The sequence below is a fragment of the Kitasatospora sp. NPDC023385 genome (genome assembly GCF_055664045.1).
Window position 1 is genome coordinate 467,381 of record NZ_JBVOOL010000002.1, and the last position, 16,187, is coordinate 483,567.

General features: G+C 74.4%; 13 protein-coding genes. 9 read left to right on the plus strand and 4 right to left on the minus strand.

Annotated features, from left to right (window positions below; all coding sequences use genetic code 11):
• Positions 1–218: 218 nt before the first annotated feature.
• Positions 219–1,403 carry a hypothetical protein gene (locus tag AC0B61_RS05105; RefSeq protein ID WP_471739223.1) on the plus strand — a complete coding sequence of 395 codons (1,185 nt, stop codon included), beginning with the start codon at positions 219–221 and terminating at the stop codon, positions 1,401–1,403.
• 92 nt (positions 1,404–1,495) lie between these two features.
• Here AC0B61_RS05105 and AC0B61_RS05110 read toward each other — a convergent pair whose 3' ends face one another.
• A complete protein-coding gene (locus AC0B61_RS05110) occupies positions 1,496–2,794 on the minus strand; it encodes an ABC transporter substrate-binding protein (RefSeq protein WP_471739224.1) in 1,299 nt (432 codons plus the stop codon).
• Between the two features lie 256 nt (positions 2,795–3,050).
• Between AC0B61_RS05110 and AC0B61_RS05115 the strand changes: the two genes are divergently transcribed.
• Both AC0B61_RS05115 and purU read left to right on the plus strand, forming a co-directional pair.
• Positions 3,051–3,485 (plus strand): SCO4402 family protein, encoded by a 435-nt coding sequence (locus AC0B61_RS05115; protein ID WP_471739225.1) that lies wholly within the window; start codon positions 3,051–3,053, stop codon positions 3,483–3,485.
• Between the two features lie 182 nt (positions 3,486–3,667).
• Positions 3,668–4,534 carry a formyltetrahydrofolate deformylase gene (purU, locus tag AC0B61_RS05120; RefSeq protein ID WP_471739226.1) on the plus strand — a complete coding sequence of 289 codons (867 nt, stop codon included), beginning with the start codon at positions 3,668–3,670 and terminating at the stop codon, positions 4,532–4,534.
• 18 nt (positions 4,535–4,552) lie between these two features.
• On the opposite strand, the gene AC0B61_RS05125 is transcribed toward purU, so the two are convergent.
• Together AC0B61_RS05125 and AC0B61_RS05130 are read right to left on the minus strand one after the other, a co-directional pair.
• A complete protein-coding gene (locus AC0B61_RS05125; RefSeq protein ID WP_471739227.1) occupies positions 4,553–5,815 on the minus strand; it encodes a zf-HC2 domain-containing protein in 1,263 nt (420 codons plus the stop codon).
• A complete protein-coding gene (locus tag AC0B61_RS05130) occupies positions 5,812–6,411 on the minus strand; it encodes a sigma-70 family RNA polymerase sigma factor (protein WP_471739228.1) in 600 nt (199 codons plus the stop codon). The genes AC0B61_RS05125 and AC0B61_RS05130 overlap by 4 nt, the downstream gene beginning before the upstream one ends.
• Positions 6,412–7,050: 639 nt before the next feature.
• On the opposite strand from AC0B61_RS05130, the gene AC0B61_RS05135 reads away from it, so the two are divergent.
• Positions 7,051–7,524: an ATP-binding protein gene (locus AC0B61_RS05135; protein WP_471739229.1), complete on the plus strand. Its 474-nt coding sequence runs from the start codon at positions 7,051–7,053 to the stop codon at positions 7,522–7,524.
• Positions 7,525–7,932: 408 nt separating this feature from the next.
• Here the strand turns inward: AC0B61_RS05135 and AC0B61_RS05140 are convergent, their stop codons facing one another.
• On the minus strand, positions 7,933–8,901 hold the full coding sequence (locus tag AC0B61_RS05140) for a GlxA family transcriptional regulator (RefSeq protein ID WP_471739230.1): 969 nt from the start codon (positions 8,899–8,901) through the stop codon (positions 7,933–7,935).
• Between the two features lie 175 nt (positions 8,902–9,076).
• Here AC0B61_RS05140 and AC0B61_RS05145 point away from each other — a divergent pair, with 175 nt between their 5' ends.
• The 5 genes from AC0B61_RS05145 to AC0B61_RS05165 all read left to right on the plus strand — a co-directional run bounded on the left by AC0B61_RS05145 (position 9,077) and on the right by AC0B61_RS05165 (position 16,119).
• Positions 9,077–10,462, plus strand: coding sequence for an MFS transporter (locus tag AC0B61_RS05145; protein WP_471739383.1), 1,386 nt, complete (start codon positions 9,077–9,079; stop codon positions 10,460–10,462).
• Positions 10,463–10,472: 10 nt separating this feature from the next.
• The gene (locus tag AC0B61_RS05150) at positions 10,473–11,000 is read left to right on the plus strand and encodes a GNAT family N-acetyltransferase (RefSeq protein ID WP_471739231.1); all 528 of its coding nucleotides are present in this window, start codon (positions 10,473–10,475) and stop codon (positions 10,998–11,000) included.
• A 176-nt stretch (positions 11,001–11,176) separates the two neighbouring features.
• Entirely contained in the window at positions 11,177–11,521 is a 345-nt protein-coding gene (locus tag AC0B61_RS05155) for a DUF4229 domain-containing protein (protein ID WP_471739232.1), read from the plus strand.
• 42 nt (positions 11,522–11,563) lie between these two features.
• Positions 11,564–12,628 (plus strand): LacI family DNA-binding transcriptional regulator, encoded by a 1,065-nt coding sequence (locus AC0B61_RS05160; protein ID WP_471739233.1) that lies wholly within the window; start codon positions 11,564–11,566, stop codon positions 12,626–12,628.
• Between the two features lie 146 nt (positions 12,629–12,774).
• Positions 12,775–16,119, plus strand: coding sequence for an SdrD B-like domain-containing protein (locus tag AC0B61_RS05165; protein WP_471739234.1), 3,345 nt, complete (start codon positions 12,775–12,777; stop codon positions 16,117–16,119).
• Positions 16,120–16,187 lie beyond the last annotated feature (68 nt).

Here is a 16,187-nt window from a genome sequence, read left to right on the forward strand (position 1 = left end):
GGCGGCCTGACCCGGGGCGGCCCGGCCCGGGGGCGGTGCGAGCGGCGTCGCTCCCGGATCGTCTGTGCAGGGAGCGTGACGGATGTCCCGCCCACGTGGTCACCCGGTGAGGCGAACCGGTAGCGTGGGCGCGACGTCCAAGGAACTGTGATGCCCCCAAGAACCGACGAGATGTGGTCCGCCGTCAGTGCGCGGTCCTGCACAGGTGAGGAATCGCGTTGAGTCAGCGCCGCTCGTACCCCAACTCGGGTGACTTCAACCTGGACGACCTGTTCCGCCCCGAGCCCGGCCAGCCGCAGGGCCAGCCGGGGCAGCCGCAGGGCCACTCGGCCGTGCCGCCGGTGGGGCAGCCGTCCGGCCAGCCGGAGTACCTCGGCGAGGGCGGGCACGCGCTGCCGACCCAGGCCGTCCCCGTGCAGCCGGTGCCGGGCCAGGCGGCCCCGTGGGGTGCGCCGCAGCCCGGGTACGGCGCCCCGCAGCCCGGCCCGGCCCCGGAGACGCAGCACCTGCCGCCGTATCCGGCGGGCGACCCGCAGGCGGCCGGCTACCCGGCGCCGCAGCCGCAGCCCGGCTACCCGCCGCAGCAGTCCGCCCCGGGCTACCAGGGCTACCCGCCGGCCGCGCAGCCCCAGCCGGGCTACCCGGCACAGGACTACAGCCAGGGCCACGGCCAGGACTACAACCAGGACCACGGCCAGGGCCAGGGCTACGGCCCGGAGCGCGGGCAGGACTTCGACGCGACCCGGGCGGGCGGATCCGGCCGCCGCCCGTCCAACAAGCTGGTCATCGGCGGGGTGGTGGCGGGCTGCGCCGTGGCCGGCATCCTGGTCGCCGTCCTGATGAGCGGCGGCGGCGGGACCAAGGACGACAATAAGACCGCCCCGGTGGCCGCCACCGGCAGCGGCGCCGCCACCGGAACGCCCGGCCAGAGCGGCTCCGGCGGGGCCGTCGACCCGGTGGTCAAGGCCCAGGCGCAGCCGTTGTCGGACCTGCTGGGCACCGCGAGCGACAGCCGTAACTCGGTGGTCTCCGCGGTCGCCTCGGTGCAGAAGTGCGACAAGCTCCCCGACTCCCAGCAGGCCCTCGCCGCCGCGGCCGGCAAGCGGCGCGAGCTGCAGACCAAGCTCGGCCAGCTGAAGACCGACAAGCTGCCCGGCGGCCAGCAGCTGGTCGAGCAGCTCAACGCGGCCTGGACGGCCTCGGCGCAGGCCGACGACGAGTACGCGGCCTGGGCGCAGGACGCGCAGGGCTCCTGCGACGCGAAGAAGCAGGACAACCAGCACTACAAGAACGCGGTCCAGGCCAGTGGCACCGCGACCACCGCGAAGAAGCAGGCCTCCACGCTCTGGAACGCGATCGCCGGCCAGACCGGCCTGCCCCCCCGCGGTGACGGCGACCTGTAGCGGCGCTGAGCCGAGGCGCCGCCGGTCTCCGGCGGTCTCCGGAGGAGCGGGACGAGCAGGACGGGCGGGCCCGTCGGGCCCGCCCTCGCGCGTCAGGCCGGCGGGCGGCCCCCGGTGAGCACCCAGCGGACGTCCACGAAGCCCGGCTGCTGCAGGGTCATCCGGCCGGTCTTCACCACCTGGTAGGTGACCCAGGTGTTCACCAGCCGCGGCGACTCGGTGCTGGGCAGCATGTTGGTGGCGCCCCAGTTCAGCGGCGGGGTGATCCCGGTGTCGATGCCCTCGCCGGCGTCCAGCAGCCCGGCGATCGACTTCGGGGTGACCGGCTTGCCGGCCTCCGCCAGCTTCTGCGCCACCGTCCGGAACACCTCGTACGCGACCCAGGTGGTCTGCACCCCGGGGTCGGAGACGTCGATGGTGCTCCCGCCGGTGGTGTCGGCGCGCACCACCGCGCGCAGCCCGTCCCAGATCTTCGCGGACTCCGGCGGGTACCAGCTGGTGACGTAGGCGCCGCTCAGCGGGCTGGAGTCGCCGCCGGTGGAGTCGACCACCGACTGCTGGACGCTGCCGATCACCGAGGCGATCCGGGTGTTCTTCGGGGTCAGCCGCCGGTAGGAGTCCAGCAGGTTGCCGGTCGGCTCGGCGGCCAGCGCGCTGGTGACGCAGTTGCCCGGCTCGTCCTTGCCGAGCGCCTTGCGGGCCACCGGGGTGTAGTCGGAGGACTGCTCGGGCGCCTTGACGTCCTGGAGCTTGATCCCGGCCGGGCGCAGCGCGTTGCCCAGGTAGCCGAGCAGGTTGTCGCCGGCCGGGGTGTCCGGGCGGATCAGCGACACGGTCCTGCAGCCGGCGTCCACCAGCTGGCGGCCGTTGCCGGCGATCAGGGCCGGCATGCCGCCGTCCACCGGGTAGGACAGCGGGCTGGAGAACTCGGGCTGGGAGAGCCCGTAGCCGCCGATCAGCGGGATGCCGGCGCGTTCCAGGACCGGCATGAAGTCCTCGCCCCACTGGCTGTAGGAGCCGATGACGGCGGTGGCCCTGACGTCCACGGCCTGCTGGGCGCAGGCGCGGGCGCCGGCGGCGCTGTTGTGCTCGTTGCAGGTGACCACCCGCAGTCGGCGTCCGTTCAGTCCGCCCCTGAGGTTGACGTCCTGGCCGATCGCGGAGGCGAGGGCGGTCATGCCCGGCCGGTCGGCGGAGCCGGTGCCGGACGGGGCCCAGGTCATCACCGTCAGGTCGGTGCCGTCGGCGGCGTCGGCCGGTCCGCCGCACGCGGAGGCCGAGAAGAGGGTGGGGAGCAAGGCCGCCGCGGTCGCGGCGGCGGCGATCGGGCGGCGGCGTCGGCGTCGCGCGATCGGGGGACGGCCCTGGAAAGAGTCCCTTCGGCTGGTCATCGGTCTGCCCTCTCTCTGGGCGCACTCCGGCGCACCGGATCCAGCCAAGCCCCGGCGCCACAAGCCGAGAGGGCGGAAATGCGAACGGTCGGCAAACGGCGGCCGAACTCCGGAGCGGTACGCGTGTAGATCGGGAGTGGAGTACGAACGGACGGGGAACGTACGATCGTTCACCATGTCCGCCAGCACAGATTCTTCGCACCGGTCCGCCCGAAACCCTTCTCGTCCGGGCCACCGTTCCAGCACGATGGGCGGCATGCCGCTCAACGACCTGCCCTGGTGGCGCTGGCGAGCCCGACTCCGCTCGGCGCTGCACATGTTGTCCGACCCCGCGTTCCAGCAGGAGGCCTGGCTGACCGGCCGGGAGGGGTACGGGGACGTGACCGACGCCGTCTACCGGCTGGTCGAGGACACCTGGCTGGACCGCTGGTCGGCCGAGAAGTACGTCGGCACGATCCTGCGGGACGCCGCCGAGGCCGCGCTGGTCGACGTCGCGGTGCTGCGGGCGGTGCAGTTGCTGCACGAGGTCGGCGCGGACGCCCCCGCCTCCGCCTACCTGGGCCACCCCGGCTGGCCGGAGACCGTCCGGGCGGCCCGCGAGGCGCACGTCGCGCTGGCCACGGGCGACGGGGACGACCCGGACGCGGCCCCCAAGTCGCTGGACGTGCTGCGCATCCTCACCCGGGTCTGACCCGCCGGGTCTGGTCCGCTGAGTCTGATCCGGCGGGTCCGGTCCGCCGGCTCTGACCCGCCGGGGCGGGACGGCCGCCGGGTGCCGCCGTCCCGCAGTACGGGCAGCGGGGCGGCGGCTGTCCAGGATGTGACACGCTGGACCGTCCACGCACGTCACGAGCTCAGAACGGGATACCCCCAGTGGAACCGCAGCCGGCCGGCGCCCAGTACGTCCTCACGCTGTCCTGCCCCGACAAGCAGGGCATCGTCCACGCTGTCTCCAGCTACCTCTTCATGACCGGCTGCAACATCATCGACAGCCAGCAGTTCGGGGACGCCGACAGCGGGCTCTTCTTCATGCGGGTGCACTTCTCCGCTCCCGAGCCCGTCACCGCCGACAAGCTGCGGGCCAGCTTCGCCGCGATCGGCGCCTCCTTCGGCATGGACTGGCAGATCCACCCGACCGACCAGCGGATGCGGATCGTCCTGATGGTCAGCAAGTTCGGCCACTGCCTGAACGACCTGCTGTACCGCACCCGGATCGGCGCCCTGCCGGTGGAGATCGCCGCGGTCGTCTCCAACCACACCGACCTGCAGGGCCTGACCGAGAGCTACGGGATCCCCTTCCACCACATCCCGGTCACCAGGGACACCAAGGCGCAGGCCGAGCAGCGGCTGCTGGACCTGGTGGCCGAGGAGCAGGTCGAGCTGGTCGTGCTGGCCCGGTACATGCAGGTGCTCTCCGACCAGCTGTGCACCGAGCTGTCCGGCCGGGTGATCAACATCCACCACTCCTTCCTGCCGAGCTTCAAGGGCGCCAAGCCGTACCACCAGGCGCACGCCCGGGGCGTGAAGCTGATCGGCGCCACCGCGCACTACGTCACCGCCGACCTGGACGAGGGCCCGATCATCGAGCAGGAGGTGGCCCGGGTCACCCACGACGTCAGCCCGGACCAGCTGGTCGCGCTCGGCCGGGACGTCGAGTGCCAGGCGCTGGCCCGCGCGGTGAAGTGGCACAGCGAGCACCGCGTGCTGCTCGACGGCACCCGTACGGTCGTCTTCGCGTAGTCGTCCTCGCGTAAGGCCCTACGGCCGCGACAGCAGCGGGAGCGCGTGCAGCACCTCGCGGATCGCGGCCCGGTCCCCGTGCTCGCCGACCGGCAGCCGGTCCGGATCGCGGTGCGCGGCGGCCAACTGGCAGAGCTCCAGGCCGTCCAGCACCATCGAGGCCACCGGCTCCCCACCGGGCGCCGCCGCCTCCGGGCCGGCCGCGCCGCCTGCGCTGCCCGGGCTGCCTGCGCCGCCCGCGCTGCCCCAACCGTCCAGCGGCACCAGCCACTCGCCGCCCGCCGGGCCGTCGACCATCAGCCGCAGCCGCCGGACGGTCCGGACCGCGCCCTGCGGTGTACCCGGCGCACCAGGCGCCCCCGCGTGCTCGGGGTGCGCCGCGCGCAGGGCCGCCAGCGCCCGGGGGAGCAGCCGGACCACCAACTCCACCATCTGCCGCAGGTGCTGCGGTGCGGGCGGGGCGTACGGGTAGGCGACCGCCCGGGCGACGTCCTCGCCGTGCACGTAGCACTCGAAGGCCCGGTCCACGAAGGCGTCGCGCAGCGGCAGCACGGTGAAGCCGTAGTCCACCGGCGTGTTGCCCTGCGGGGCGAGCGCGGCGCCGCGCACCAGGTCGTGGCTCTGCTGCCGCCACCGGGCGCGTACCGACTGCGGTGCCAGGGCGCTCTGGTCGGCGATCATCCGGGCGGTGCGCGCGGCGATCGCGGTGTACGGACCGCCCTGCGGCGGCACCCGCGGCACCCGCGGCGCCGACGGCGGCCCGGCCGGATCCTGCGGCGGCACCCGCCGTTCGGCCGCCGCGACGGGTGCGCCCGGAGCGGCCGGCACCGGGTCGGGCAGGCCGAGGGCGAGCGCCAGGAAGCCGTCCACGGCGGTCAGGTGGGCGAGCACCTCGGCCGGGCGCCGCCGGTCGGTGCCGCCGTGCCACGGCAGTTCGGCCACCTCCTGCCACTCCTCCCGGCCGAGGTCGCGCAGCAGCGCGTCGAGCTTGGCGGTCTCCGCCGTGTACGGCATCCCCCAGGCGGGGACGGGCAGTTCGGCCGGGCGGCGGGCCAGGCACCAGTCGAGCACCTGCTGGCGCAGCGGGCCCGGCTGGTCCAGCGGCTCGTCCAGGGAGAGCCAGCCGGCCGCCCCGCGCAGCCGGGCCGCCTCCTCGGCGCACTCCGGGCAGGCCCGCAGGTGCCGCTCCAACTCGGCGGCCTCGCGGGTCGGGCAGGCGCCGAGGGCCCAGGCGCCGAGCAGCGAACGCAGGGCGTCGTGCTGCTCCTCAGTGCTGCTCACGTCTTCCCGTCCCCGGCTTGGTCCTGGCGCGCAGGCTCGTCGCCCGGCTCGCTGCCCGGTTCGGTGGCCAGCTCGGTGGCCAGCAGCTCCAGGCCGAGGCGCATCCGCTGCTTGGCGGCCTGCTCGCTGATGCCGAGCAGTCGGGCCGTCTCCCGGTAGGTCCGGCCGTCGTAGTACGTCACCGCGATGGTCTCCCGCAGGGGTTGGGGCAGGGAGTCGACCACGTACCGCATGCGCGCCGCGGTCGCCACGGCGCGGATCTCCGCCTCGGCGCCCCGGCTGTCGCCGTCCGCCGGGCGGTCGGCGGCGTGCCGAGCCCGCAGCCGTTCGACCGCGCGGTGGTGGGTGAGCGCGCCGAGCCAGGAGCGCAGCGTGCCCCGGGCCGGATCGAAGTCCTCGGGGTGCTCCCAGACGTGGGCGAAGATCTCCCGGGTGAGCTGGGCTGCGGCGCCCTGGTCGGCCAGTATTCGCCCGGCCAGGCCGTGCACCATCGGTGAGAGCTGGTCGTAGAGTTCGCCGAGCGCGGTCTCCTCGCCGCGCGCGAGGCGGCGTTGCACCTGCTCGTCCCAGCGCGGGGGCCGCTCCGGGGTGGCCATCGGGAACCACCCTCCTGACCGGGTTCGCTGGCGTACCCAACGGTATCTTGCGGCCGGCGCGCGGCGGAGGGAATCCGGCAAGAACGGAATCCTTCCTCGCGGATGGCCGGCACGGTGCCGGAGCGGTAGCGGAGTTGATGCCGGGTCGGGTGCCGGGCGGGTGCCGAGCTGATGCCGGGCCGGATGCCGGAGCGAGTGCCGCAGCCGCGGGCGAGGCCGCTGTTCGAGAACAGCTGGACATATGTCGCACGGGTGGTTCGCGAGTGGCGGGCCGGGTGCCGGGGGCGTCCGGCGGTAGGTTCCCGACTGCGGGACCGGCGGGTCGGCCCGGGCCGGACGAGCGCCGGTACGAGGTTCGCGAGAGTGAGCGGGACAGTATGCACTGCCCTGTCCCCCGATCGCCGGAATATGCCCGAAGCGCTTGCTGCGGCCCGCCCGGCCGCCCATCCTGAGGCGTATTCGTGTCGCGGCCGGTGCGCGACCGACGAGTCGGAGCGGACGGGCGGGCGCGGGTGAACGGACCGGGCGGACGTCCGGGAGCGGCTCGGGTGGCGCCGGGCGGAGTGCGAGGACCCGCCCGGCCGGTCGAACCGGCCCGATCGGGACTTAGGCCGAACTGCGAGTGCGGGTGGTGGAGCGGTGCAGGTTCTTCAGGTACAGCTGGCGGTGCAGGCGGACCCCGCCGAGGTCGGCCGGGCCCGTCGGTGGGTGCGCTCACGGCTGTTGAACCACGGGGTGGACCCGGACGCGCCGATGGCCGAGACGGTGGTGCTGGTGGTCTCGGAGCTGGTCACCAACGCCGTGGTGCACACGGGCTGTCCGGCCGTGCTGCGGCTCTGCCTGCCGGTGGCCGAGGGCGCGCCGGCGGGCTGTCCGGCCGTCCCGCTGCGGGTGGAGGTCGCCGACGCGAGTCAGAACGCCCCGGCCCCGCGGCACGCCGGGGCGGACCAGGACGCGACCAACGGGCGCGGCCTGGAACTGGTCGAGCTGCTCTGCGAGCGCTGGGGCTGGTACCCGGACGGCTCGGGCAAGCGGGTCTGGTGCGAGATCGGCGCGGACGCCCGGCCCGCCGATCCGCTGGCGGACGTCGACTGGGCGGCTCTGGCGAAATAGCGGCTCCCCCGGCGGACGCTGGTAGTGATCACCGGCTGAAAGGTGACGCAACCATTCCGAATTTCCGACTACCCATTGACGTGACGTATCCGACTGATCACGCTTGGGTGCGGCGCTCCGACGCGAGGGGACGCCGAGGGGACGTCCGTCCACCGCCGCGGTGCCGCTGTCCAGGGGGCTCGTGTCAGCGAAGGGGCCGCGGACGGCCGGTCGCGGACCACTCCTCGGCGAGTGCGGAGGTCGCGGCGCGGGTTCAGGGCCCGCGCGTCGCGATTTGGATGGCGGCCCGCCGTGCCGTGCTCGGGGTGCGCGCGGCCTGCCGCCATCCAATTCGCCGCCGGCACACGGCGGGATCCGGCCACCGGCCGGCCCGGCACCCGGACGCCTCAACGCCCGTGCGCGGCGCGGTCAGGGGCCGGTACGGAAGGTTCGCCGGTAGGCGCTCGGTGCCACGTCGAGCCGGCCGCGCAGCTGCAGCCGCAGTGAGGCGGCGGTGCCGAAGCCGGACTCGCGGGCGACCTGGTCGATGGTCAGGTCGGTCCGTTCCAGCAGCTGGCGGGCCCGCTCGGTGCGCTGGGTGGTGATCCACTGGCCCGGGCTGGCGCCGGTCTCCTCGCGGAAGCGCCGGGTGAAGGTCCGCACGCTCATGCCCGCCCGGTCGGCGAGTCGGCGCAGCTCGAGCGGCCGGTCCAGGTGCTCCAGCGCCCAGGCGCGCACGGCGGCGGTGCCGCTGCCGTCGGCGTCCACCGGGCTCGGGGCCTCCACGTACTGCTTCTGGCCGCCCTCGCGCCACGGGGGTACCAGGCAGTTGCGGGCCACCGCGTTGGCCACCGCGCTGCCGTGGTCGCGCCGCACCACGTGCAGGCAGAGGTCCACCCCGGCGGCGACCCCGCCGGAGGTGAGGATGTCGCCGTCGTCGGTGTACAGCACGTCGGGGTCGAGCCGCACCCGGGGGAAGAGCCGGGCGAAGCGCTCGGTGTAGCGCCAGTGGGTGGTGGCCGGGCGGCCGTCCAGCAGGCCGGCGGCGGCCAGGATGAAGGAGCCGGTGCAGATCGACATCAGCCGGGTGCCGGGCCGGATCCGGGCGAGCGCGGCGGCCAGTGCCGGGGTGAAGCAGGCGTCGGCGACGGCCGGGCTGGAGTCGGCGGAGGCCGGGATCACCACGGTGTCGGCCCGCTCCAGCAGTTCGGGCCCGTGGTCGACCGTGACCCGGAAGTCGGCGCTGGTGGCGACCGGCAGGCCGTCCAGGGTGCAGGTGGCCACTTCGTAGAGGGGCCGGCCGGACGGGTCCTTGGCGCCGCCGAAGATGCGGGCGGGGATGCCGAGTTCGAAGGCGATCACGCCGTCCAGGGCGAGTACCGCGACCAGGTGTGCCATGTCGTCCCCTCAGGTGCCGGCGGGTCAGGGCCACAGTACGCCGGGGCCGTGGCCCGATCCTTGCGAAAGCTGTCATTCAGGCCACTCGTCCGGGCGCAGGCCGCCCGGAACACTCGTCCACGTGACCGAACGCAGCGCCCCCGCCCCCACGCCCGCCCCCGATCCGACCGCCTCCATGCCTGCCCCCACGCCCGCCCCCGATCCGGCCGGCGTCGAACGGCCCGCCCCGGCCGGGCGCCCCCGGGTGCACTACGCCTGGGTGGTGGCCGGTGTCGCCCTGCTCGTCCTGCTCGGCTCGGCCGGTTTCCGCTCCGCGCCGAGCCTGATGATGGACGCCCTGCACAACGAGTTCGGCTGGTCCCTCGGGACGATCTCCAGCGCCACCTCCGTCAACCTGACCCTCTACGGCCTCACCGCCCCCTTCGCCGCCGCCCTGATGGACCGCTTCGGGGTGCGCCTGGTGGTGGTCTGCGCGCTGCTGACCATCTCGGTCGGCTCCGGGCTCACCATGCTGATGCGCGAACCCTGGCAACTGGTGCTCTGCTGGGGCGTGTTGGTGGGCCTGGGCAGCGGCTCGATGGCCGGGGCCTTCGCCACCACCATCACCGGCCGCTGGTTCCAGGCCCGCCAGGGCCTGGTCACCGGGGTGCTGACCGCCGCCGGTGCGGCGGGCAACCTGGTGTTCCTGCCGGTCGGCGCCTGGCTGGTCGAACAGCACGGCTGGCGCTCGGCCGTGGTCGTGGTCTCGCTCGCCGCCAGCGCCGTCGCCGTCCCGGTCCTGCTGCTGATGCGCGAGCGGCCCGCCGACCTCGGCCTGCTCCCGTACGGCGCGACCGCGGCCCCGCCCGCGCCGGCCGCCGACGGCCGCGCCCTGGCCCGCTCGCTCCGGGTGCTGCGCAACGCCGCCCGCACCAGGGCGTTCTGGCTGCTGGCCGGCTCCTTCGCGATCTGCGGCGCCACCACCGCCGGCCTGGTCGGCACCCACTTCATCCCGGCCGCGCACGACCACGGCATGCCGGTCACCACCGCCGCGAGCCTGCTCGCCCTGATCGGCGTCTTCGACGTCGCCGGGACCGTGTTCAGCGGCTGGCTCACCGACCGCGTCGACTCCCGGGTGCTGCTGACCGTGTACTACGGACTGCGCGGCCTCTCCCTGCTCCTGCTGCCGCAGCTGCTGGCCGGCTCGCTGCAGCCGCCGATCCTCGCCTTCGTCGTCTTCTACGGCCTGGACTGGGTCGCCACCGTGCCGCCGACCGTCGCACTGTGCCGCCGGCACTTCGGCGGGGACGCCCCGATCGTCTTCGGCTGGGTGCTGGCCAGCCACCAGATCGGCGCGGCCGTCGTCGCCGGGCTGGCCGGCCTGGCCCGCGACGCGCTCGGGAACTACGACCTGACCTGGTACGGCGCCGGCGCGCTGTGCGTGGTCGCGGTCGGGCTCTGCCTGGCGCTGCGCACCGGGCCGACCGATGGGGCGGGCGGTGCCGGTGCCGATGCCGATGCCGCGACGAGGGTTGCGGGAGCGAAGGCCGTGGGAGCGAAGGCTGTCGGAGCGGAGGTCTAGGCTCCGGCGCATGGCGCTCACCTTCACCCTGGACCCGAAGCCCGACCCCGACCTGCGGGCGGACGTCGTCCGGCTGTGGACCGACGTCACCAACGCGGGCGGCGCGGTCGGCTTCGTGGGGCCGGTCACCGAGGACGAGGTGTGGGACCGCGCCGATGCCCAGTTCGCGGGGCTCGCCCCGGACGGCCCGGACCGGCTGCTGGTCGCCCACGACAGTGACACCGGCCGGCTGGTCGGCGTGCTGTTCTTCGCGTCGATGTGCTACGGACCCATGGACCACTGGCGCATGCTCAAGCGGGTCATGGTGCACCCCGACTGTCAGGGCCGCGGCTACGGTGCCGGACTGCTCGCCGAGGCCGAGCGGGTGGCCCGGGAGTGGGGCCTGGAGTCACTGCGGCTCACCGCGCGCGGCGGCCTGGGGCTGGAGGAGTTCTACGCCCGCGCCGGCTACCGGGAGGTCGGCCGGGTGCCGGCCGCGATCCGGGTCGCCCCCGGGGACGACCGCGACGACATCACCATGTGGCTCGACCTGCGCTGAGCCCGGCCCCCAACGGGGCGGTGGCACGGGCGGCGGCACCAGCAGGGCACGGGCAGGGGCGCGGGCCCGGGCGCGGGCGGCGGCCGGGGCGGAGGGGCCCGGGCCGGGCCGGCCGTCAGGCATGCTTGACTGGTGGACCCGTCCACACCCCCGCGCAACGAGAAGGATGTGTCCCAGTGAGCAGCAACGGCCCGGATAAGTCGCACGCCACGCTCCGCTACACCTCCCTGCGGGTCAGCATCTTCCTCGCCTGCCTGCTGGTGGCCCTGCTGCTCGGGCACTTCCGGGTCATCCCGGTCAGCGGCGATGCCGGTGTGATCTTCCTCTTCCTGCTGGCCGCGGTCGCCTCCGCGCCGCTCAGCTACGCCCTGCTGAGTAAGCAGCGCGACGAGATGTCCGCCCAGATCAGTGGCAAGGTCTCCGGGCTGCGCAGCCGTACCGCCGGGCGGATCGCCGCGCAGAACGCCGAGGAGGACGCCGCCGACGACGCCGCCCGCGCGGCCTCCGCCGGGCGGAACTGACCCCGGCCCCCGCCCCGTCCGCCGAGCCGCACCGCAACCGCCGTGCCCGCCACCCGAGACTCCGTGCCGCCCGAGCAGCCGTCCGCCGAGAACGCGCTCGGGACCTGGCCGCCCCCCGCCCGTCGGCCCACCGGCCGGGACGTGGCCCGGCTCGCCGGGGTCTCCCAGGCCACCGTCTCCCTGGTCTTCTCCGGCGCCGAAGCCGGCCGCCGGGTCTCCGAGACCACCCGGCAGCGGGTCCGGGAGGCCGCCCGCAGCCTCGGCTACCGCCCGCAGGCGGCGGGCCGGCAGCTGCGCCTCGGCCGCAGCGGGATGATCCTGCTCGCCGTGCCGAACCTCCAGGGCCCGTTCTTCGGCCGGGTGCTGGAGGGCGTCCACGAGGAGGCCGACCGCAACGGACTGGCGGTCGTGGTCAGCTCCGGCTGGGGCAGCGCCACCCTCGCGGAGGCCGCCACCGCCGGCCGCTTCGACGGCCTGCTGATCTGCTCCCCGGACGACAGCCAGCTCGGCGACCTGCCCACCGACACCCCCGCGGTGTTCCTGGACGCCGACCCGGGCACGGACCGCGCGCGCCCGACCGTCGAGCTCGACGTGGCCGGCGGGATGCGGGCCGCCGTCGAGCACCTGGCCTCCCTCGGCCACCGCCGGATCGGCCGGCTGCGCTCCAGCCACGCCGCGCACACCTTCCGGGTCCGGCAGGCCGCCTTCGAGCAGGTCGTGCGGGAACTCGGCCTGGACGTCGTGGAGTTGGGTGTGAGCCTGAACGACGGACACCGGGCCGCCCGGGCCGTGGCGGGCCGGCTGCTGACCAGGGCGGACCGGCCGCGCGCGGTGGTCTGCGACGACGACGTGGTCGCCTCCGGGGTCTACCAGGCCGCCGCCGAGCTGGGTCTGCGGGTGCCGGAGGACCTGTCCGTGGTCGGCATGGACAACGTCGCGGTGGCCGCACTGCTGGCCCCGCCGCTGACCACCGTCGACCTGCCCGGCGAGGAGCTGGGCCGAGCCGGGGCGGCCGCCCTCGCGGGCCTGCTGCGCGGGGAGCCGGTGGCGCCGGTGGCGCCGCTGGCCACGTCGCTGGTGCTGCGCTCCTCCACCGCGTCGGCCTGACCGCCGCCACCAGCGCGGCCATGTTCGTCCTGCTTCATCCTTGTTCGACCTGGTTCGTCCTGTCGGGTTGGTCCGAACAGGCGGTTGTTGGTCGGTCGCTCTCGCGCCGTGGGGTCGGGAATCTCATCGGACGATGAGATTCCGGCATGCGGACGTCCCGACCACGAACCCCACGCCTGTCCAGAGCCGCCCGAACGGCCGCGGCCTTCGGCCTCTTCGCAGGCACCCTGCTCACCGGCACCCTCACGGCCCCGCCCGCCGAGGCCGCCGTCACCTTCACCAAGACGGTCGACAAGCTCACGGTGGCGCCCGGCGAGAACGTCACCTACACCCTGCGCTACACCTGCTCGGTGAGTGACTGCACCAACGGACACATCACCGACACCCTCCCCGCCGGAATGGAGTTCGTCGGCTGGACCCCGGACGCGACCACCGTCGACGTCGCCGGCTCGACCGTCCCGGCCGCGGGCACCGTCGCCGGCGCCCTCGACATCAAGCTGCTCAGCCTCACCCCCGGAACCACCGCGACCGTCAAGGTCGTGCTCAGGTTCCCCAACTTCACCACCCCGAACGGCACCCGGGCCGACAACTCGGCCACCCTGACCGCCGACGGGGAGCCCGCCCAGACCGGCTCCGCCAGCACCACCGCGCTCGTCCAGCCCGACTACAAGGTCACCAAGGGCGTCCAGACCAGCAGCCAGGACGGCCGCTCGGTCACCTACCAGTTCAGCGCCTGCTCCACCGCCGGCGTCCCCAACGTCGACCTGGACGCCGGCCGGCTCGTCGACACCCTGCCGCCCGGCGCCGTCGTCGACACCGGCCGCTCGCCCGGCTGGACCCAGGACCCGAACAACCCGGACCGCTGGACCTACGACATCGGCGCCTTCCGGGCCGGCAACGGCCAGGCCGGCTGCCGCATTCCCGGCGTACTGGTCGTCAACTACCCCGATCCGACGTTCCCCAGCGGTACCACCTCCACCAACCTGGTGGCGCTGCAGGGCGACCCGCTCGGCCCGGAGGGGATGCGCGACCTGTCCACCGCCACCGCCGAGTCCCCGACCTTCCAGCCGCCCGCCACCGGTGTCCAGATCGGCGGCTCCAAGGCGTGGCAGTCGACCACGGTCTCCGGCGACATCGCCTCCATCAACCTGTTCGTGACCAACAACGCGGACCCGGTCACCAGCCTGGTGATGACCGACCCGGGCACCGGCACCACCGGCAACCTGTACGACTGGCTGTTCCCGCAGGCCCTCCAGCTGTACGAGTGGAACCCCACCACGATCGCCCTCGCGCTGGACTACCGGCTGGACGGCGACCCCACCTGGCGGCCCTTCACCCCCGACAGCCCGATGAACGGCTCGACCGCGCGCTGGATCACCTTCGCCGAAGGCGCCGGCAACCCGGGCGGCGACGTGATCGGCATCCCGGCCGGCCGCTACCTGGACGGCCTGCGGTTCACCTGGACCGGCCCGATCCCCAGCGGCTGGAGCCCGGGCAACGCCGTCCGGCTGCACGCCCAGATCGTCACCCCCGGCCACGACGGCCGCACCGCACCGGTGCCGCTGCACAACTGCTTCGACGCGACCGGCACCGACGCGGCCGGCGCCACCGCGGCCCTCAACGCCTGCGCCGACACCACCGTCACCGCGGCCACCAACCTCGGCGCCGCCAAGACCACCACCGCCGGCGCCGTCCTCGCCCCCGGCGGCACCGCCACCTTCGAGGTCGTCCCCTACAACCGCACCGGCCGCACCCTGGACACCCCGCTCGTCCTCTACGACCTGCTGCCGCCCGGCCTCGTCTACGTGGACGGCAGCGCGCGGCGCGACCCCTCCTACCCGGAGTCCGCCGCCCCGCAGTCCGTCCAGGTGCTGCCCGGCCCCGACGGCCGCCAACTGCTCAAGATGACCTGGCCGGCCGGCGCGCCCGACATGATGTACCTCAACGACCACAAGGCGTACCGCACCCTGATCGACGCCCAGGTCGCCGGCAGCGCCCAGCCCGGCACCCTCACCAACGACGTGTACGTCACCACCGAGGGCGCCACCGCACCCGTGTCCTGCTTCTACTTCGGCACCGACGGCGGCGTCCCGGACAGCCACGACGTCAACGGCAACGGCGACACCACCGAGACCGTGTGCCACGCCTCCTCCCGGGTCGAAGTACAGGTCCCGGCCGTGCTCCGCTCCTACAAGGAGGTCAAGGGCGACCTCGACAAGGACTACGCCAGCACCGGCACCACCACCCCCGGCGGCGGCATCTCCTACCGGCTGACCGTCCGCAACGACTCGGCCGACCCGGTCACCGAGTTCATCGCGTACGACAAGCTGCCCACCCCGGGCGACTCCTACGTGCTGCGCCCCGACACCCCGCGCGGCTCCGCCTGGACGCCCTCACTGACCCAGCCGCTGACCTCCAGCGACCCCACCGTGGTGATCGAGTACACCACCTCGCCCGACCCCTGCCTGACCGGCGCGATCACCGTGCCGGGCCCGTGCGACCCGAACGCCCGGTGGAGCACCGCCTTCCCCGGGCCGGGCAACGCCACCTGGTTCCGGCTCCGCCGACCGGGCGCCCTGGCACCGGGCGGAGTGTTCACCCTGACCTGGCCGATGGTCGCCTCGGTGGACGCCGGCGACGCCGACTTCGCCTGGAACAGCTTCGCCTACACCGCCACCGACTCCACCGGAAACCCGCTGCTGCCCGCCGAACCCGCCAAGGTCGGCGTCGGCGTTCAGACACCGGTGCCGCCGAACAACGCGCTCGGCGACTACGTCTGGGCCGACCGCGACGGCAGCGGCATCCAGAAACCCGGCGACACCGGGGTGCCGGGCGTCACCGTCGAACTGCTGGACGGGACCGGGCAGCCGATCCGCGACAAGACGGGCAAGCCGGTCACCACGGTCACGGACGCCACCGGGCACTACCTCTTCGACAAGCTGCCGGACGGCGAGTACGCGGTGCGCTTCCACCTGGCGACGGTTCCGGCGGGGGCGAAGGTCACCGTCCAGCACGCGGGGACGGACCCGGCGCTGGACTCGGACGCCGACCCGGCCACCGGGCTCACCCCGACGGTGCGGCTGGCGGGCGGGCAGCGGGACCTGGACCTGGACATGGGGGTGGTGCTGGCGAGTTCGCCGTCGCCTTCCCCTTCTCCGACGGCGTCGCCTTCTCCGACGTCCTCGCCGTCACCGACGAGCTCGCCCTCCCCGACGGGGAGTCCGTCGTACAGCCCGACCCACAGCCCGACCCACAGCCCGTCGTACAGTCCGAGCCACAGCCCGTCGCACCGTCCGTCGCCGACCGGGAGCCCGAGCACGGGTGAGCCCGGGACGCCGACGCACGGCCCGCACCCGTCCCCGAGCCACGGCGGCGGGGAGTTGCCCGGCACCGGTTGGCCCGGGTTCCTGCCGGCCGTGCTCGGCGTCGCCGTCCTCGGCTGCGGCGTGCTGTTCACCGTGATGGCGGGCCGCCGGGGCCGCCACAGCTGATCAGCTGAACACCCGTAGGCAGCTGGAACAACAAGACTGCGCCCGCCGGCCAGACCCCGGTGGGCGCA